The sequence below is a fragment of the Streptacidiphilus sp. BW17 genome, assembly GCF_041262485.1.
Classification (GTDB): Bacteria; Actinomycetota; Actinomycetes; order Streptomycetales; family Streptomycetaceae; genus Streptacidiphilus.
On the sequence record NZ_JBGCCR010000017.1, the window covers coordinates 116996 to 135668 of the forward strand.

General features: G+C 70.4%; 17 protein-coding genes and 2 pseudogenes. 11 read left to right on the forward strand and 8 right to left on the reverse strand.

Annotated features, from left to right (window positions below; all coding sequences use genetic code 11):
• Window positions 1-27: 27 nt before the first annotated feature.
• Together ABH940_RS21615 and ABH940_RS21620 are read right to left on the reverse strand one after the other, a co-directional pair.
• Window positions 28-1731 carry a flavin monoamine oxidase family protein gene (locus ABH940_RS21615; protein WP_370062171.1) on the reverse strand — a complete coding sequence of 568 codons (1704 nt, stop codon included), beginning with the start codon at window positions 1729-1731 and terminating at the stop codon, window positions 28-30.
• A 129-nt stretch (window positions 1732-1860) separates the two neighbouring features.
• Window positions 1861-2607 carry a TetR/AcrR family transcriptional regulator gene (locus ABH940_RS21620; RefSeq protein WP_370062173.1) on the reverse strand — a complete coding sequence of 249 codons (747 nt, stop codon included), beginning with the start codon at window positions 2605-2607 and terminating at the stop codon, window positions 1861-1863.
• 106 nt (window positions 2608-2713) lie between these two features.
• Between ABH940_RS21620 and ABH940_RS21625 the strand changes: the two genes are divergently transcribed.
• From ABH940_RS21625 to ABH940_RS21660, 8 genes are all read left to right on the forward strand, one after another.
• Window positions 2714-4411, forward strand: coding sequence for an amidohydrolase (locus tag ABH940_RS21625; RefSeq protein ID WP_370062175.1), 1698 nt, complete (start codon window positions 2714-2716; stop codon window positions 4409-4411).
• An 80-nt stretch (window positions 4412-4491) separates the two neighbouring features.
• Window positions 4492-6165: an ABC transporter substrate-binding protein gene (locus tag ABH940_RS21630; protein WP_370105984.1), complete on the forward strand. Its 1674-nt coding sequence runs from the start codon at window positions 4492-4494 to the stop codon at window positions 6163-6165.
• 14 nt (window positions 6166-6179) lie between these two features.
• Entirely contained in the window at window positions 6180-7160 is a 981-nt protein-coding gene (locus ABH940_RS21635; protein WP_370062179.1) for an ABC transporter permease, read from the forward strand.
• Window positions 7157-8032 (forward strand): ABC transporter permease, encoded by an 876-nt coding sequence (locus tag ABH940_RS21640; protein ID WP_370105985.1) that lies wholly within the window; start codon window positions 7157-7159, stop codon window positions 8030-8032. Before ABH940_RS21635 ends, ABH940_RS21640 begins: the two co-directional genes overlap by 4 nt.
• Window positions 8033-8133: 101 nt before the next feature.
• Window positions 8134-9108, forward strand: coding sequence for an ABC transporter ATP-binding protein (locus tag ABH940_RS21645; protein WP_370062183.1), 975 nt, complete (start codon window positions 8134-8136; stop codon window positions 9106-9108).
• Window positions 9105-9926, forward strand: coding sequence for an ABC transporter ATP-binding protein (locus ABH940_RS21650; protein ID WP_370105986.1), 822 nt, complete (start codon window positions 9105-9107; stop codon window positions 9924-9926). The genes ABH940_RS21645 and ABH940_RS21650 overlap by 4 nt, the downstream gene beginning before the upstream one ends.
• A gap of 64 nt (window positions 9927-9990) precedes the next feature.
• On the forward strand, window positions 9991-11202 hold the full coding sequence (locus ABH940_RS21655) for an FAD-dependent oxidoreductase (RefSeq protein WP_370062187.1): 1212 nt from the start codon (window positions 9991-9993) through the stop codon (window positions 11200-11202).
• Between the two features lie 192 nt (window positions 11203-11394).
• Complete coding sequence (locus ABH940_RS21660) at window positions 11395-11835, forward strand: VOC family protein (protein ID WP_370105987.1); 441 nt, start codon at window positions 11395-11397, stop codon at window positions 11833-11835.
• A 32-nt stretch (window positions 11836-11867) separates the two neighbouring features.
• Here the strand turns inward: ABH940_RS21660 and ABH940_RS21665 are convergent.
• The 3 genes and pseudogenes from ABH940_RS21665 to ABH940_RS21675 form a co-directional block, all read right to left on the reverse strand.
• A pseudogene (locus ABH940_RS21665) lies at window positions 11868-12705 on the reverse strand (SDR family NAD(P)-dependent oxidoreductase).
• 216 nt (window positions 12706-12921) lie between these two features.
• A complete protein-coding gene (locus tag ABH940_RS21670) occupies window positions 12922-13500 on the reverse strand; it encodes a TetR/AcrR family transcriptional regulator (protein ID WP_370062193.1) in 579 nt (192 codons plus the stop codon).
• 125 nt (window positions 13501-13625) lie between these two features.
• Entirely contained in the window at window positions 13626-14108 is a 483-nt protein-coding gene (locus ABH940_RS21675; RefSeq protein ID WP_370105988.1) for an SRPBCC domain-containing protein, read from the reverse strand.
• Window positions 14109-14212: 104 nt separating this feature from the next.
• On the opposite strand from ABH940_RS21675, the gene ABH940_RS21680 reads away from it, so the two are divergent.
• On the forward strand, window positions 14213-14923 hold the full coding sequence (locus ABH940_RS21680; protein ID WP_370062197.1) for a TetR/AcrR family transcriptional regulator: 711 nt from the start codon (window positions 14213-14215) through the stop codon (window positions 14921-14923).
• Between the two features lie 136 nt (window positions 14924-15059).
• On the opposite strand, the gene ABH940_RS21685 is transcribed toward ABH940_RS21680, so the two are convergent.
• Complete coding sequence (locus ABH940_RS21685; RefSeq protein WP_370062199.1) at window positions 15060-15431, reverse strand: PPOX class F420-dependent oxidoreductase; 372 nt, start codon at window positions 15429-15431, stop codon at window positions 15060-15062.
• Window positions 15432-15571: 140 nt separating this feature from the next.
• Window positions 15572-16072, reverse strand: a complete 501-nt coding sequence (locus ABH940_RS21690; RefSeq protein ID WP_370105989.1) for a VOC family protein — start codon at window positions 16070-16072, stop codon at window positions 15572-15574.
• Window positions 16073-16135: 63 nt separating this feature from the next.
• Between ABH940_RS21690 and ABH940_RS21695 the strand changes: the two are divergent.
• Window positions 16136-16404 (forward strand): annotated as a pseudogene (locus ABH940_RS21695) (DoxX family protein); the annotation flags it as partial.
• 47 nt (window positions 16405-16451) lie between these two features.
• Entirely contained in the window at window positions 16452-16637 is a 186-nt protein-coding gene (locus ABH940_RS21700; RefSeq protein ID WP_370062203.1) for a hypothetical protein, read from the forward strand.
• A 107-nt stretch (window positions 16638-16744) separates the two neighbouring features.
• Here the strand turns inward: ABH940_RS21700 and ABH940_RS21705 are convergent, their stop codons facing one another.
• The gene (locus tag ABH940_RS21705; RefSeq protein WP_370062205.1) at window positions 16745-18541 is read right to left on the reverse strand and encodes an alkaline phosphatase family protein; all 1797 of its coding nucleotides are present in this window, start codon (window positions 18539-18541) and stop codon (window positions 16745-16747) included.
• Between the last annotated feature and the right edge of the window lie 132 nt (window positions 18542-18673).

Sequence of the window (18673 nt, forward strand, 5' to 3'; positions counted from 1 at the left end):
CCTGCCGAGCAGTCCCTTGACGCCCGGTCACACCTGCGTGGTGACCTCCGCCGCGACCCGCTCCCCGGAGGCGACCGCGGCGTCGAGGGTCGCGTTGTCGACGTCGGTGTGCTCGCCGGCGAAGTGGATCCGGCCCTCCTGGACCGCCTCGTAGCCGGCGAAAGCGGTGTACTGGCCGATGCCGTAGTAGTGGTAGGCACCCTTGTGCCACGGGTCCAGTGACCAGTGGTCCTCGTAGGCCAGCCCGTTCCATGCCGCCGTGGTCCCGGGGAAGACCCGCTCGATCTGGGAGAGGAACCAGGTGACGTCCGCCGTCGGGGCGGGGCCGTGGGCCGCGCCGGTGAGGACGGACTTGGCCGTGTTCCCGCCGGGGAAGTTGACCAGCAGGGCGGGGCTGCCCTTGGCACCCAGCTGGACCGAGCCGTCCCAGGCGGTCTGGTAGCCGTTCGGCGCGGTGTTGCTGACGCCGTTGTAGCCGAGCGAGGGCCAGGTCTTGGCGGTGAGCTGGGTGACCAGCTTGGCGTTCTGCCCCATGCCCTGCTGCTGGATGGCGGTCGTCTTCAGCGGGGAGAGCCCGGCCCGGGAGAGGTCGACGTCGCGCAGCGTGCTGAACGGGAGTGCGAGCACCACGTGGTCTGCCGGGACGGCGATCGTGCCGCCGCTGGAGACGTCGAAGGTGCAGGTGTAGCTGCCGTCGCCGTTCTGGGCGACCGCGACCAGTTGGTAGCCCTGCTGCACCGTCTGGGCGGGGAGTTGGGCCTGCATGCAACTGATCAGCTGGTCGTTCCCGCCGACCAGGTGGTACTTCTCGTCGAATCCTGGACCGCCGTCGAAGGTCGACGAGTTGCCGAGGAAGCCGATCATGCCGATCGCCGACGACTGCGACGGCTCGCCGCCGGACTGCAGCTGGATGGACTGGATCAGCTGGCTCAGGGCCGAGCCGGACGGCAGGCCGATCTGGCTGAGGTAGTCGAGGCAGGAGAGCTGGTCCAGCTGTTTGGCGGTGGCGGTGGCGCTGTTCCAGCGGGGGGTGCCCATGGCGGTGTAGGAGGAGGCGAACGCACTGTACGCCTCGGCGACCCAGTCGCTCTGCTGGGCCGGGCCGTCGTAGTGGCTGCCGTTGATCCAGCCTGCGTAGGTGCCCGCGTCCAGTGCCCCGCCGTCGGCGTACTCGGTCTTCAGACCGAAACGCTTGGCGAGGTTGAGCACGGAGGTGTCGGTGGAGCTGATGAACGAGCCGCCGTGCTCGCTGACCTGGTCGCCTGCGAAGAAGCCTCGCAGCGACCAGCAGCGACCGCCGATGTGGCTGGTGTCCGCCTCGTAGACGGTCGAGGCGATCGGGGTCGACTGGGTCCACAGCTGGTGCGCGCAGCGCAGTCCGGCCAGGCCGGAGCCGACGATGACGACGCGCGGAGCGGTCGCCGGGTTCACCGCGGACGCCGACGAGGCGGACGAAGCCGCCGCCGCGCGGGTGGCGCCGGAGAGTGCCGCGGCGGCCAGTCCGCCGACAGTCACTGCTCCGGCACCCGCCAGTAGTTGACGGCGATTCAGCTCACGCTCGGCGCGCTCGGCGCGTTCGCCGGCCACCTCGGCGACCGGCATGCGGCGGCGTCGCGCCTCGCGCTGGAGGGAGAAGGCCAGGCCGAGCGGATCGGGCAGGCCGGTGCGGGACTTCGGGGGAGTGGGGGAGGAAGCGGGGGTGGTGCTCGATCTGGCAGGTTCCCGGTGCATGGGGAATCCCTCTCGGAGAGCGGATCGAACGATGCTGACCGGGAGTGAACTGCCGCCGCAACGCTGTTGTCAACAGTGTTGCGCCAATTGACCGCGCCCACGTGCTGTCCTGAGGAGGAACCGGGGTGCTCAGTCCGGCGGGCCGAGTTCGGTGGCCCGCCGTTCGATCGCCGTGATCAGCGCCTCCACCCGGGCGTCGTAGACCCGGTCCTGGGTGACCTGGGCCAACTCGGCTGCCACGGCCGTGATCTGGGGGAAAATCCCCGGGTCCACCAGCCGGTACTCGCGGGTCCACGCGGACTCGTCAGCTGCCCGCGCCTCCGGCGAGAAGAGCAGGTAGGCGGCGCGTTGGCCGACCAGGGCGAGCAGCGAGTCGCCGACCATGCGGTAGTGGACGGCCGCCTCCGTGCCGCGCAGGCCCGCCTCGTGCACGGCGCCGAGGATCAGCTCCACGACGCGGAACTCGTTCGGCCTGCGGGTGGTGCGGCTGGCCATCGCGGAGGCGACGGCCGGGTACTTGAGCGCCACGGCGAGCGAGCCGTCGGCGAGCGCCCGCAGGCGGTCCTGCCAGGTCAGGCCTGCGGGGATGCTGTCCAGCACCTCGCCGAGGGTCCGGTCGGCGACCTCCAGCAGCAGCTCGTCCTTGTCGCGGAAGTGCCGGTAGACGGCTGTCGGGTCGGCGCCCAGCTCCTCGCCGAGGCGGCGCACGGTGAACGCGTCCGCGCTGCCGCGCGCGGCGATCCGCAGGCTGGCCTGGATGATCGCCTCGGGCGTGAGCTGACTGCCCGAACGCTTGCTCCGTGCGGGCCGGGCCGCGGGCTTTCCGGCGGCCTCGCCGGCGGGTGCCGCGGGGGTGGGATTCGAGGAGTTCGACATGGTGCGGTCAGTGTAGCGATGTGGTCGGAGCTCAGCGCAACAGTGTTGACAACAGTGTTGCGCCGCGCTTCACTCCTCCTCACCACCACTCGGGGAGGACCCGCCCATGGCAGCGAACAATCCGTCATATCCCAAGGCAGACCTGCTCTTTCGCGGCGGTCGCGTCTTCACGGCGACTGCGCCGAGCCCGGCTGACAGGTCGGCGGTCGCCGTCGGTGCGGGCAGGATTCTCGCCGTGGCCGAGAACGAGGCCGACCTGCGCGAGCTGGTCGGTCCGGCGACGGAGGTGGTCGACCTCGACGGGGGACTGCTCGCGCCGGGCTTCCAGGACGCGCATGTGCACCCGACCGTCGCCGGGGTCCAGATGCTGCGCTGCGACCTGTCCGGGCAGCGCACGATCGAGGGATACCTGGCCGCCGTCGCCGGCTATGCCGCCGCAAACCCCGCCGCGGAGTGGATCCGCGGCGGGGGTTGGTCGATGGACGTCTTTCCGGACGGCATTCCCACCAGGGCGATGCTCGACGCGGTGGTCCCCGACCGACCGGTCCTGCTCACCAACCGCGACGGCCACGGCGCCTGGGTCAACTCCCGGGCCCTGGAGCTGGCCGGGCTCGACCGACGTACCCCCGACCCCGCCGACGGCCGGATCGAACGCGAACCGGACGGCACGCCGATCGGCATGCTCCAGGAAGGCGCGATGGACCTGGTCGGCAGCCTGGTCCCGGTGGCCACGCCGGAGGAGGCCCGCGCCGGGCTGCTCGTCGCCCAGCAGCACCTCTTCTCGCTCGGCGTCACCGCCTGGCAGGACGCCATGATCGGCGCCTTCCCCGGCAATCCGGACAACTACGGCGTCTACCTGGACGCCGCACGCGACGGCTCGCTCCAGGCCCGCGTGGTGGGCGCGCTCTGGTGGGACCGGGAGCGCGGCACCGAGCAGATCCCGGAGCTGGTCGAACGCAGGCGGGGCGGTCAGGTCGGCCGGTTCCGCGCCACCACCGTCAAGATCATGCAGGACGGCATCGCCGAGAACTTCACCGCCGCCATGCTCCAGCCCTACCTGGACGCGTGTGGCTGCCCGACCGGCAACGCCGGCCTGAGCTTCGTCGACCCGGCCGTGCTCCACGACGCCGTCCGGCAACTGGACGCGCTCGGCTTCCAGTTGCACTTCCACGCGCTCGGCGACCGGGCCGTGCGTGAGGTGCTGGACGCGCTCGCCGCCGCCCGCGCGGCCAACGGCGCGAACGACCATCGGCACCACCTGGCCCACCTTCAACTGGTCCATCCCGAGGACATCGCCCGCTTCGCCGAACTCGGAGCCGCCGCCAACATCCAGGCCCTGTGGGCGGCCCACGAGCCGCAGATGGACGAGTTGACCATCCCCTTCCTCGGGCCCGACCGCGCCGCGCTGCAGTACCCGTTCGGCGATCTCGCCCGCGCCGGTGCGCGGCTGGTCGCGGGCAGCGACTGGTCGGTCAGCAGCCCCAACCCGCTCTGGGGCATCCATGTCGCGGTCAACCGCGCCGTCCCCGTTGCCGCGCCGAACGCCGCCGCCGACCGTCGACCGCGCCGCCCCTTCTATCCCGATCAGGCGCTCACCCTGGCCCAGGCGTTCACCGCCTACACGGCAGGCAGCGCCTGGGTGAACCACCTCGACGCCGAGACCGGCACGGTCGAACCCGGCAAGCGGGCCGACCTCGTCGTCCTCGACCGGGACCCGTTCGCGGGCCCGCCCGAGGAGATCGGCGAGGCCCGAGTGCGGATGACCTTCGTCGACGGCCACCCCGTCCACTGCGCCGCCGGCTGAAGCCTGACCGACCGTCACTCTCCCCGCGCACCCCCGCTGCGCCGCTCGACCACAGAACGCCCTCACCCCGGAGGCCCTTCATGCCCCGCACCAGCCCCACACCGAGCAGCCACAGACCCCGGCGCTCCGTCGCCGCCGCCCTCGGCCTGCTCTCCGCCCTCGCCCTCACCGCCTGCAGCGGCACCGCCGCCGGCGGCACCGGCACCGGCGGCAGCAGCGCCGCCGCCTACCAGTTGACCGCCGACACCCCGCCCAGCAAGGGTGACCTGAAGTCCTTCACCTGGTCCCTCTACGCCGAGCCCACCTCGCTCGACTACGCCCAGTCGTTCGACTACCCGCCCAACACCGTGCTCGCCAACGTCTGCGAGGGCCTGCTGCGCTGGAACCCGGACCTGACCGTCTCCCCGGGCCTGGCCACCTCCTACGCCAACCCGACGCCCACCACCTGGGTCTACACCATCCGCAGCGGCGTCCACTTCCACGACGGCACCCTGCTCACCGCCGACGACGTGGTCGCCTCGCTGCGCCGCAACCTCGACCCCAGCGTCAACAGCGTCTGGGCCTACCCGTTCCGCAACGTCAAGTCGGTGGAGAAAACCGCGCCGATGCAGGTGACGGTCCAACTGACCAGGCCCGACTCGACCTTCAACAAGTACATGGCGGCCAGCCCCGGCACTGTCGAGTCCGCCGCGACCCTGGCCAAGGACGGCAGCAGCTACGGCAACCCCACCGACGGTGTGAACTGCACCGGTCCCTTCTCCTTCGCCTCCTGGAAGCCCGGCCAGTCGATCACCCTCAAGCGCTTTGCCGGCTACTGGGATCCGAGCCTGCGAGCCAAGGCCGGGCAGGTCACCTTCGTCTTCCTGCCCGACTCCACGGCCCGGGTCAACGCGTTCGAGACAGGCGAGGTCGACGGCGGCTGGATGCTGCCTCCCGACTCCTACGGGCAGTTGGCCTCCTCCTCGGCGGGCAGGCTCTACTTCGGGCAGAACACCACCGTCGCCGACGAGGTCGTCAACAACCTCAAGGGCCCGCTGGGCAATGCCAAGGTGCGGCAGGCGCTGCTGATGGCCATCGACCGACAGGGCATCATCAAGGCTGGCGTCTCCGGTGTCGGCGACGTCGCCGACTCGCTGGTCACCCGCAACAACTGGAGCGGTGTGCCGCAGAGCACCCTCGACGGCCTGCTCAAGGACCTCCCCGGCTACCCCTACGACCCCACGAAGGCCAAGGCGTTGGCGGCCTCGGCGGGTGTGCGGGGACAGCAGGTGGTCATCGCGACCAGCCCGCTCGACTCGCAGACCACGATCATCACCCAGGCCGTCGCCCAGGCGGCCACGGCCATCGGGCTCAAGCCGGTGATCGACACCGTCTCGGCGGACAAGTACACCGCCCTCTTCACCGACCCAGCGGCCCGCAAGGGCATCGACCTCTTCCTGACCTTCTGGTACACCTCCATCACCGACCCGCTGGACATGTACACCTCGCTGGAGACCGGGGCGTACTCCAACTACGGCAACTGGTCCGACCCGCAGTTCGACGCGGCGGTCAACCAGGCAGTCGGGGCGTACGACCCCGCCACCCACGCCGCGGCCACCGCCCGCGCCCAGCAGATCGCCATGGAGCAGCTGCCCTGGCTGCCCCTCTACACCACTCCCGTCAGCGTCTTCCTGGGCAACCGGGTCACGGGCGTCAAGCCGTCCATCGACTACCTCTACTACCCGTGGGCCGCCGAGATCGGGGCCAGGCAGTGACGCGCGCCGGAGCGGTGACCCGCGCGCGAGCGGTGCTCGGCGCCGTGCTGCGACGCCTGATCGGCACCGCGGTGACCCTGCTGGTCACCTCGTTCCTGGTGTTCTCCTCGCTCTACCTCGCACCGGGCGACCCGGTCTCCTTCCTGGTCCGCGGGCGCAGCCCCGGGCCGGGCGAACTCGCGGCGCTGCGCCGGCAGTACGGCTTCGACCAGCCGTTCCCGGTGCGGTACTGGCACTGGCTGGACGGCGTCCTGCACGGCGACTTCGGTCAGTCCTACCTGTTCCACGAGAGCGTCGGGGCGCTGATCTGGTCCCGGTTGCCGTCCTCCCTGCTGCTGGTCGCGGTCGCCGCGCTGCTGATCGCCGTCTTCGGGGTCGGCGCGGGGGTGCTCGGCGCGCTGCGGCGCGGCAGCCGGACGGACAAGACGGTGCTGCTGCTGGTCACGGTCGGGGCCGCGGTCCCGTCGTTCGCTGCCGCGATCGTCCTGCGGTCGGTGTTCGGGGTCCGCCTGGGCTGGTTCCCGACCATCGGCAACGGCACCGGTTTCGTCGACGAGCTGCACCATGTGGCGATGCCCGCGGTGGCGCTGTCCGTGACCTTCATGGCCCTGGTCACCCGGGTGACCCGCACCTCGATGCTCGACGAACTCCGGCGCGAGCACGTGGAGGTGGCACTCAGCCGGGGCACGCGGCGCAGCAGCGTGCTGCGGCGGCACGTCTTCCGCAACGCCCTCGGACCGATCGTCACCGTCTCCGGCCTGCTGGTCTCCGGAATGCTGGTGAGCACGGCGATCGTGGAGACCGCGTTCGGCATGTCCGGCATCGGCTCGTTGCTGGTCGAGTGCGTCGACGAGATGGACTTCCAGGTGGTCCAGGCGCTGGTGCTGCTCGTGGTGACGGTCTTCGTCCTCGTCAACACCGCAGTGGACCTGGTCTATCCGCTGATCGATCCGCGTGTGGCCCGTCGCCCCGCGACCGCAGGAGGCGCCCGATGACGCAGCTCACCACGACCGCTCCAGCCCCCACCACGCGCCGCTGGTGGCCGCACGGTCTGCTGTCGAGGAGCGGTCTGTTCTACCGGATCTGCCTGCTGGCCCTGGTCGTCTTCGTCGTGGTCGCGCTGTTCGCTCCCTGGCTCGCGCCGCAGGACCCGACCGTCGGCGACTTCTCCCAGACGCTGGCCGGCCCGAGCGCGCAGCACTGGCTCGGCACGGACCAGGGCGGGCACGACACCTTCTCCGCGCTGCTCGAAGGGGCCCGGACCAGTCTGCTCGGGCCGTTGGGCGTCGTCGCCTTCTCCAGCGTCGGCGGCATCGCGGTCGGGCTCTTCAGCGGCTGGCGCGGCGGGTGGCTGGACGCGTTGATCGGGCGAGCCCTGGACATCCTCTTCGCCTTCCCCTCCCTGCTGCTGGCGATCCTCGCTGTGGCCCTGTTCGGCAAGGGACTCGGCGCCCCCGTGGCCGCCATGGCCATCGCCTACCTGCCCTACACGGCCCGGCTGGTGCGGGGTCTCGCGGCGCAGGAGAAGACTCGCCCGTATGTCGCCGCCTACCTGGTCCAGGGCCATTCCCCGGCCTACGTCGCGCTGCGCCAGCTGCTGCCGAGCGTCGCGCCGACGGTACTGGCCCAGTCGACCGTCAACTTCGGCTACGCACTGCTGGATCTGGCCGCCCTCTCCTTCCTCGGCCTCGGCGTCCAGCCGCCCACCCCCGACTGGGGAGCCATGATCAACCAGGGGCAGGGCGCCATGCTCGCCGGTCAGCCGCTGTCGGCCGTCGTCCCGGCGGTCGCCGTGGTGCTGGTCGTGGTGGCCGTCACCGTCGTCGGTGAGCAGCTCGGAGACCGCCTCGCACGAAGGGACGCCTGATGGCCGAGACCGTGACACCGCGACCGGGGAGAACCCCGGGACCGGATTCACTTCCGACACCCGAGACGTCACCACGACCCGCGACCGGTCCGCTGCTCGACGTGGTCCGGCTGACCGTCGAACTGCCCGGCGCTGCCCGGCCCGTACTGGACGAGGTCAGCCTGACCGTGGCCGCGGGCGAGGTCGTCGGCCTGGTCGGCGAGTCCGGCTCCGGCAAGTCGGTGACCGCGCGCAGCGCCCTCGGTCTCTTCCCTGCGGGAGCGACGCTGCGCGGGCAGGTGCTCGTGGACGGCGCGGACCTGGTGTCGCGTGACCCGGAGCGGCTGCGGCAGGTGCGCACCTCGGTCGCGTCGATGATCTTCCAGGACCCTCGCGCGGGCATCAACCCGGTCCGCAGGATCGGCGACTTCCTCACCGAGCCACTGCGTCTGACGCGACGTCTGCCCCGCGGACAGGCGCGGGAACGGGCGCTGGAGCTGCTCGCAGCCGTCGGCCTGCCGGACCCACCGCGTCATCTGCGCCAGTATCCGCACGAGTTGTCCGGCGGCATGCTGCAGCGCGCGATGATCGCGGGCGCGCTGGCGGGCGAGCCGCGGCTGCTGCTCTGCGACGAGCCGACCACCGCCCTGGACGTCAGCACCCAGGCGGAGATCCTGGCGCTGCTCGGGCGGCTGCAACGGGAACGCGGCCTCGGCATGCTGCTGATCACTCATGACATCGACCTGGCCGCCGCGAGCTGTGACCGGGTCTACGTGATGTATGCGGGCCGGATCGTGGAATCCGCGTCGGCCGCGGACCTGTTCGCGGCACCGCGCCACCCCTACACGATCGGCCTGCTCGGCTCCACCCCGCCGTTGGTCGGTCCGCTGCAGCGCCTCCGCCCGGTCCCCGGTGCCCCGTTGGGTCTCGCCGAAGCGCAGCCCGGCTGCGCCTTCGCTCCACGATGCGCCTTCGCCCTCCCGGGCCGGTGTGACGTGGAGCCACCGGCACTCGTGCCGCTGGACGGCGCCTCCGGGCGCGCCACGGCCTGTCTGCGAGCGGCCGAACTCCCCGACCCCCAGGAGGTCCACCCATGACACCCACGGCGCAGAGCCCGCTGTTGGAGGTCGCCGACCTGCGCAAGTGCTACGGGCCCACCGTGGCCGTCGACGGGGTCTCCTTCACCCTGCCGCCGGGTGGAGCGCTCGGACTGGTCGGCGAGTCGGGTTCGGGCAAGACCACCACCGCCCGGATGCTGGTCGGCCTGGAGCGCCCGGACCGCGGCACGATCACGGTCCGGGGTGAGCCGCTCGCGGCGCGCGTCCACGGCCGGACCGCACGCCTGGCGCGCGCCAAGGCCGTGCAGATCGTCTTCCAGGACCCCTACCTCTCCCTGGACGGACGCCTCTCCATCGCGGCGACCGTCGACGGCGTCCTGCGCCTGCACGGTCTGAGCGACCGCGCCGCCCGCGCCGGCCGCGTCCGCGACCTGCTCGCCCAGGTCGGCCTCGGCGACCGCGAGGCGGCGGCGCTGCCTCGCCACCTCTCCGGCGGCCAGCGCCAGCGGGCGGCGATCGCCCGCGCCCTGGCGGTGGAGCCCTCCGTCCTGGTCCTCGACGAAGCGGTCTCGGCACTGGACGTCTCGGTCCAGGCGCAGGTGCTGAACCTGCTCACCGACATCCGCACCGAGACCGGTGTCGGCCTGGTCTTCGTCAGCCACGACCTCGCGGTGGTGCGCTACGTCTGCAACGAAGCCCTCGTCCTGCACCGGGGCCGCCCCGTCGAGCAGGGCCCGCTGGAGCCCCTGCTCGAACACCCGGCCCACCCCTACACCCGTCTCCTGCTGGCCTCGGTCCCGCACCCGGGTTGGAACCCCGACGACATCGCCCGCCGCAGAAGGGAGTTGAGCGCCTGATCCGGATGACGCGATATGACGCGTATTCTGATGCCCTCGACAGCGACCATCGGGGGATGGCGTCATGGGATTGCGTGTAGCCGTGATCGGCGGCGGGCTTGGCGGACTGTGCCTGGCCCAGGGGCTGAGGAAGGCCGGCATCGACGTCACCGTCTATGAACGGGACGCGACGTCGGCCATGCGAAGGCAGGGCTACCGGCTGCACGTCGACGCGCGTGCCGGACTGGCCTTGCAGCGCTGCCTGCCGCCGGAACTGTGGGAGCTGTTCTTGGCGACGTGCAGCCGCGCCAGCACCCGCTTCACAGTGGTGACCGAGCACCTCCGACAGCTGCACGAGGTGGCGGGCGACCCGGCGGTCGACACGTTCGCCGCTGCGACGCTGGCCACGTCCGTCAACCGGCAGACGCTGCGGGAGATCCTGGCGCGCGGACTGGACGTCGAATACGGCCGCGAGTTCGTCGGCTACGAGCTGACCGGCGACTTGGTCCACGCCGTGTTCGCAGACGGTAGCCACGCCGACGCGGACCTACTGGTCGGCGCGGACGGCGTCAACTCGGCGGTGCGTCGCCAATATCTGCCGGAATCCGAGGTCATCGACACCGGAGGCCTCAGCGTCTACGGCAAGACTCCGCTCACGGAAGAGACCTCGAAGCTGGTGCCGCCGAGCCTGCTCGACGGTTTCACGGCCGTCATCGGCGGTCAGGTCGGCATGGCGACCGGGCTGGTCCGCTTCCGGAAGGCACCCGGCGAAGCCGGCCTCTCGCCGGTCGGCGACTACATGATGTGGGCTGTGACGGCCGAACAGCGACTGTTCAGGGTGTCGCAGGACAGGCTGGACGCCATGGCGGCGGCCGAGCTGCACGCCCTGACGGGGAGCATGATCAGGTCTTGGCACCGGGACCTGCGCGCGCTGCACGCCCTGGCCGACATCGACGAGACGTTCCTGGTGCGGATCCGGACGTCGGTGCCGACGCCGGCCTGGAAGCCCAGCCGCGTCACCGTCCTGGGCGACGCCATCCACGCGATGAGCCCGGCGCGCGGATCCGGCGCCAACACGGCTTTGCAGGACGCCGGACTGCTGTGCCACGTCCTGACCGAAGCCGCGCCGGACGAGAAGAGCCTGCTGGCGGCGGTCGGCGCGTACGAGGCGCAGATGCGCGAGTACGGAAATGCCGCTGTCGAGGCATCCAGGAAGGCGGAGGCCGAGTACGCCCGTCGGCGCGGCGGCCCGATGTTCTGGCTCTACCGGCGGCTGGCCCGGAACAGACCGTCATGACCGCGGACGCCCCGGCGGTTCGGTGTCGGGGCGACGCCGGGCGCTCTGCGCGGAAGACGAGTGTGGACACGCGCGGAAACCCGCCTGAACAGGAACCGGTCAGTCCCGTCACGTTGCCCGTTGGCCTCGTGACAGTGCGGCATCATTGACCCCACTCGATGGACCTGATCGAGCGAAGAAGGAGAGACCAGCGTGGCGATTCAGCGGATGGACAACGTCGGCATCGTCGTCGAGGACATGGATGCCGCCATTGCCTTCTTCGTGGAGCTCGGTATGGAGCTGGAGGGCAGGGGGGAGGTCGAGGGCCTCTTCGCCGACCAGTGCACCGGGCTCGACGGCGTCCGCTGCGAGATCGCGATGGTGCGGACCCCGGACGGTCAGGGCCGGCTCGAGCTGGCCAAGTACCGCAGCCCGGCGGTGATCAGCGCCGGGCCGCGTAACCGGCCGCACAACGTTCTGGGTACGCACCGCGTCATGTTCGCCGTCGACGGCATCGAGGACACCGTTGCCCGCCTGCGCCCTCACGGCGCCGAACTCGTGGGCGAGATCGCCCGGTTCGAGGACAGCTATCTGCTCTGCTACGTCCGCGGCCCGGAGGGCATCATCGTCGGACTGGCCGAGCAACTGAGCTGAACCACCTCGTCGAGGCGGGCCCTGCCCTGAATTCAGCGCGTGTGCGCGACGGGACCACCGCGCAGGGGTGCCAGCTTTCGGCTGAGCCTGAGGACGTTGTCGACGACCTGGGGGTCGGTACTTCCCCGGAAGGCGGGGACGGGGTGGACCCGAGGGCCGATCAGGAGGCCGGTCTTCCCGTCGAGGGAGGTGTCGGTGGCGGCGAAGACGGACGGGCGGGCGGCAGCGGAGGCGGGGCCGGCGGTGGAGCGTTCGAAGGTCCGCCGGACCAGCGGCCACAGCAGGCGCAGCCCGGGGGAGATGATCTTCGGTGAGGTCATGGTGCCGTTGGTCATGTCGGTCGCGGCGCCGCCGGGGTCGGCGGCGAAGACCGCGATGCCGGTGCCGCGCAGCCGCTCGGCCAGGTCCAGGGTGTAGGCGAGGTTGGCGAGCTTGGCCCGGCCGTACCAGTGGAATCCGTAGTAGCCGCCCGGCGGTTCGACGGCCTCGAAGGTGCGCTTGGCGACCTTGATCGCGCCGGAGGTGACGTTGACGACCCGACTCGGCCCGCCGGCCCGGAGCTGATCCAGCAGCAACTCGGTGAGCAGGTACGGCGAGAGGTGGTTGACGGCGAATGACGCCTCGATCCCGTCAACGGTCTCCTGCCGCTGGGCGAACATCGCGCCGACGTTGTTGACCAGCACTTTGAGTGGGCCCTCGGCTGTCAACTGCGCTGCGAGCGCGCACGTTGTCGAGCGAGGCCAGGTCGGCTGCCACGAAGCGCGGGGCCGCTCCGGTGGCCACCGCGGCGATCCGCTCGGCCGCGCGGGCGCCGCGCTCCGCGTTGCGGCCGACCACCGTCACGGCTAGCCCGTGCGCTGCGAGTCCCATCGCGGTCTCCAGGCCAATCCCGCCGGTTCCCGCCGTCACCACTGCCCGATGCTCCACAGTTCCGCCTTCCAGCGCCACACGGATACGGATAGGTATCCGTTTCGATGAGCGCACGTTAGCACAATCGGATAGTTATCCGGTTGCTGTGTGTGGGATGCACCGGGCAACCCCCTCGGCGGGGGTCCGGTGCGGGTGTCGGCGGGGCGGGGGGTGCGATCAGCGTGGGGGGCGCAGGCCCTCAAGGAGAATGCCGAGATAGAGCTCTCGGCGCGTGGCGTCGCTGTCGCCGGACCGCACGGCGTGCTCGATGCCGCAGAGAAGGCGGCGCACATCGTCCGCCCCGACCCCGTCCCGGATGACGCCGACCCGGCGGGCCCGGTCCAGCAGATCCCCGACGGCCCGGTCGAGCTCGGCCTTCATCGCCGAGGTCTGCGCCTCGGCGTCGCTCGCGGACTCCAGTACGGCCGCGAAACCGGCATCGTCCAGGGCGCGGTCGAGCGTGAAGTGCAGCAGGCGGTGCAGTCCGGCGAGAGCGTCCTCGGCGGCGGCTGCCGCCTGTGCCTCGCCGACCAGCTCCCGGAAGCGTTCCGCCGAGAGCGCCTCCATCAGCGCATGGCGGTTGGGGAAGTGCCGGTACACGGTTCCCACGCCGACGCCGGCGATCCGGGCGATGGCGTTGAGCTGGAGTGAGTCGTCACCGGCGGCCAGTTGCTCGCGGGCGATCTGCAGCACCCGGGCACGGTTGCGCGCGGCATCCGCCCGCAGCGCTGGCCCCTGCTCGGCTCTCGGTGTCACCGGCCCAGCATAGGTGCCCCGGCTGGGGTGCCGTCGTCGGTGGCGGGTGCCGACGGAGGCTCTTGCGGGCCGCCCATCGATGGGCTCAGGCGTCAGGGCAGGGGGTCAGGGGGCGTAAGGGGGCGTCAGAGTGGCTTCGGGCGCAGAGTGCTGCCGGCCTTCAGCCGGCCGTGGCTGTCCATGTCGTCGAGCAGCGCGCTCAGGCCGACGGCGAGCATCTTGTGGCGGACTCTGCCGAGCAGCTTGGCCAGGAGGCGGCCGCCGAGGCCGGTGAAGCCGGCGTGCTCGTAGGTGAAGCGCGTGCCGCCGGCATGGGGCTCGATGCGGTAGCTGACCTCCGTCGTCCCGCCCCCACCCGGGTCCGTCCACGAATAGCGCAGCAGGGAGGGCGGTTGGACCTCCAGGACCTCGCAGGCGACGACCCCGCTCCAGCCCGGCTTCGGCTTCGCGACGAACCTGAACCGGGTGCCGACGGTGGGGCTGAAGCCTTCTGGCCTCCCGCCTGCGCCGGTCGCCGTCCACAGCGGGATCAGCTCGGCGTCGGTGACCGCCCGCCAGACCTTCTCCGGGGGATGGGGGTAGTCCTGGGTCAGATGGATGGCGCTCACGCGAGGCTCCTCTGGCTGATGGACAAGACAAGCTCCAAGGTTTATATAGTGACTAGAAATTTACAGTAACACTAAAGTTCTGGTGGCACGACTATGCTGACGCCATGAGTCAGCGCGCGGTGGACTGGACGGGGCTGCGCCCCTTGGCTGAGGGGTCCACGGGCGAGGGGTTGCGCGAGCGCAAGAAGCGGCTGACGCGCCGCCAGTTGTCCGACACGGCCACCGAGATGTTCCTGGAGCGCGGCTTCGATGCCGTCCGCGTCGCCGAGATCGCGGAAGCCTGCGGGGTGTCGGAGAAAACGGTGTTCAACTACTTCCCGACCAAGGAGTCACTCCTTCTCGACCTGGACGAGGCCATCGAGGACGCCCTGCGCTCCACCTTGGCCGACCCTGGCCTCACGCCGGTCCAGGCCGTGCTGAAGATCCTCGCCGAGCAGCTGGCGATGGTGACCTCCTGGCTCGGCGCCCAGGACGACCGACCTCACGCCGTGGAGCAGTTCCGGCGCTTCGGCGCCCTGATCCGATCCACGCCCTCGCTACGCGCCCACCAGCGCGACGCGACCGAGCGGCTCATCGCCGCCGCTGCCGAGATCCTGGCCCACCGCACAGGCATGCACCCCTACGACCCCGAACCGCAGATCGCAGCCACCGCCCTTCTCGGCCTGTGGCCCGTCCAGTTCCAGGCCCTGGGCAGATACCTCGACGACGCCCGCACCCCCCAACAACTGCACACGGCGGTCACGGCCCACGTGGCCAGAGCGGCAACAGTTGTCGAGACCGGACTGGGGTCCTGCTTCACACCGGCTGCCGATTGACCGGCCCGGTCGCAGCACGGGCCGGGTGTGAGCGGCCAGTATCAGTTCTGTCTGCGACAACCTGGTCCAGCGTCGCGCCCTGCGGCGCTACCGCTCCTGGCTGGGATGGCTGGGGACGACGGTCTGACAGCCGGCGCTATTCGATGCCGAAGCTGTTGACCTTGGCCGGATGGATGCGGATGAAGGCCTCGCCGAATCCCGGCCCGAAGTGCGCGCCGCCGGTCGGAATGGCTTCGGCGGCGCCGCGGATCTCCAGCATGCGCGGGGTCCACGGATCGGTCGACACCAGATCGTCGACCACGATCGCCGCCCAGCCGTTGGCCTGGACGTCCCGGTACTTCTTGGTGTTCGCCACATCGTGACCGCCGACGTCGACCGTGCCAAGTTCGGCGTTGTAGCGGAACGAGGTCGGCACGACGTGAGGCTTGTGGTCGGTTCCGGCGGTGGCCAGCCGGCCGAGCAGTTGGCTTCCGAGATACTCGATCTGCGCAGCAGTCAGTTCCGTCATGCCACGAGTAGACAGCGGGCCGCCGTGCCGGTCACGCGACAACGCCGGTCCCGGGCCCCGCCATCGCGAGCATCTCGAAGATCCTGGACCCGCCTGCACGCACTGCGCATGATCGAGACCAGGATCTTCGACGGCTGTGATCAGGTGGCAAGACCCGCTGCGGACCCGGTGGCGAGGTCGGGCCCCCAGCGTTCGAGGGATTGAGCGAGGTCGAGGGGGCCCGGCTTGGCGTGGGAGTCGGGGCTGGGCCAGTCTTCGCGGGGGACGCGCCACATCAGCTCGAACTCGTTGCCGTCGGGGTCCTTGGCGTAGAAGGACTGGGAGACCAGGTGGTCGGTCGAGCCGACGAGGGCTCCGCGCTCGGCGAGCTTGCGGCCGATGGCGGCCAGTTCACCGAGGGTGCCGACCTCCCATGCCAGGTGATAGAGGCCGACTCGGCCCTGCTCGGGGCCGGGGGCGTCGAGCCCCAGGGCGAAGAGGCCGAGGTCGTGGTCGTTGAGGCTGTCGGGCGCACTGAGGAAGGCGGCCCGGCCGGGGATCAGATGGTCGACGTGGAAGCCGAAGACATCGGTGTAGAACGCGACCGAGCGGTCGACGTCGCGGATCCAGAGCACGGCGTGGTTGAGGCGGCGGACTGACATGCGGGAAAGGATACGCCAGGACGTTCGAATTCAAACTACAAGCATGGTGTGCTGGGACATCTGCTCCGCCCGATGACGGCCTGGGCCGAAGGCGTACCCCGGCCTGTCGTCAGGACGCTGGGCGCGCTCGAAACACTCGGCGCGGCCGGCCTCATCCCGCCGCCCCTGACCGGCATCCCCCCTCGCTGGCCCTGGCCGCGGCCGTCGGCTTCGTACTCCTGCAACTGGGCGCGATCGCCGTCCACCCGGCCTGCGACGACCGCCGGATCGCACTGAACCTCGGGCTCACCGCGACCGCGGCCGTCACCGTGTGGCTCGCCACCGGGCTGTGATCGAGTGACCGAGCACGGCCCCCGACGGCGGCTGCGAGAATGGGGCCGTGGAATTCGAGGGTTCACGTCCGATCGCGCCGAGACTCCTCCTCACCAGCCGCGTCGGCTGGTTCGTGCTGGAGCATCCGGTCTTCATCCCGGCCGGCTGCCGCTTCTGGAGCGAATCAGCCGCTCTGGTCGTCGAGCCGCCGGCAGGCGAGCGGCGCAAGTACCCGGGCAGCGTGGTCCGCTGACCCGGGTACCTGCGCGCCGCGCCCCGGCCCGGAGATGACGCTCGTGCTTGGCGCCCCGGCCTCCCGTTTCAGGCGCTGCCGATCAGCTGGCGGGTAGCGGCGCCGGGTCAGTGGCCCCGCGGACGGTCAGCGAGGCCGGGAAGGACCTGCGTGCCCTCAACCTTGACGGCCGTCAACTCGCGCGGGTTGAGCCCCAGAACGGACAGGATCGTGGGAGCGACCTGGGTGGTCTCGACCGAGGCGGACTCGACCTGAGCCGGGATGCCCGGGCCGTCGACAAGCATCAGGACATGCCGGTCACCGGTGTTCATGCCACCGTGCTCGGCCAGCTTGGTCGGCTTCGAGTAGACAATGCCCTCCTGGACCTCGCCGAAGACGTCCGGGTAGTGGCCGTTGTCGACCGAGGTGCCGAAGAAGTGCGCGGCGGCTGCGCCGGCCCAGATCTGCGCCAGGCCCGAGTGCGCGACGGTAACCGGCTTCTCGTTGACGTCGTAACCCTGAGCGGTGTGGTCCCACAGGTAGCTCTTGACGAAGTCGGAAGCGGCTTGCGACCTGTCCGACAGGTAGGACTGCCACAGGTCGTCGTCCGTTCCGGCGACGATGAGGCTCTTGTTGGCCGGATGCGTCTTCGCCCAGGCGGCGTTGATCGCGCTGATGATCGGACCGTCCTGGACGGTGATGAGCTTGTTGGGGTCCTCCGGCGACTGACCGTGCTTGGCCGTCACAATGATCGTCGTCGAGCCCGCGAGGCCGTCCTTGTGAATGGCGGCGACCATGCGGCCGAGCTGAGTGTTGACGTAGTCCAGCGCGCTGGACAGCACCGGCCCTGGGACGAGCTTGCCGTGCACCCACTGGTAGCCGCCCGGTTCCGGAGCGCTGGTGGTGTAGTTGCCGTGGGCGTCCGGACCGATCAGCGTCGTCGGGGTCGAGCGGATCTTCTGCGCGACCGAGACGGTCTGGAAGTTCATGCCGAAGATCGCCGGGGTGCCGACCTTGGTCTTGCCCGAGTGATCGCGGCCGCCGATCTCATTGAGGATGGCCTGGACCTTGTAGCCGTCGTACTGCTTGGTGGCGGCGTCGATGTGGGCCCAGTCGTTGTCCTGCGGGTACGGGACGCCGTTCGGCATGACGGCCTGTGAGTCGATCTCCGGCGAGAAGAGGTCGTCGATGCTCTGACCGTTCGAGCCGGGACCGTTGAAGGACGCATAGACCTCGTGCTTGTCGGACCACGCGGTGCGCAGGCCGGCGTTGTGGATGACCTGGAAGATCGTGTTGTCGCCAAGGTAGTCCCACGGGGTGATCGGCTTGCAGGTCTTGGGATCGACCGGGAACGTCTTCGGGTTGAGCGACGTCTTCGGGTCGAACTTCAGGTTCATGATCGCGGCCGGGTTCTTGTCGACACCCCCGGGGAAGATCGAACCGTTCTCGTCGAACGACGGGAAGGTGCCGTTCGCCGGGTTGATGAAGTCGTTGACGTTCGCCAGTGCGTCGTCCGGCGAGTCGTAGATGACGTCACCACCGGTGGCAGGCCGGCCAGGGGTGCAGGCGGCGCCCGCCTCGTCGGTGGTGTGGCTGTACTCGACGTCGTAGTAGACGCCGGTGGATTTGGGGTTGCCGCCGGTCATCAGCGCGGTGCCGCCCGGGTCGGAGTCCGACGGGTTGGACGTCTCCGCATTGGTGTACTCGCTGCCGGCGTGCGCCAATCTGGCCAGCGTCGAGCCCGGGTGGTTGGCGATGTACCAGTCGAGATCGCTCTGGTGCATGCCGTCGACCGAGATGAGCAGGACGTGCTTGCTCGCGGGCGCGGCTGTCTCAGCGCTGGCGTTGAGGACCGGAAGCCCACAGAGTGCGGCTGCCGTCGCCGTGGCCAGTCCGATCAAGGCCGGACGGGTGTATTTGGGCATCATGCTCTCCAAACAAGTCGAGCCAGTGAAGTCGCACATCGCACATTGCTGTGCGCGCGTATCCTTCAACGCCCAGGCGGGCCTAAGAGAAAAATCGAGTGTCCATCAGGCAACTGTCAGGTCACGTCCGGA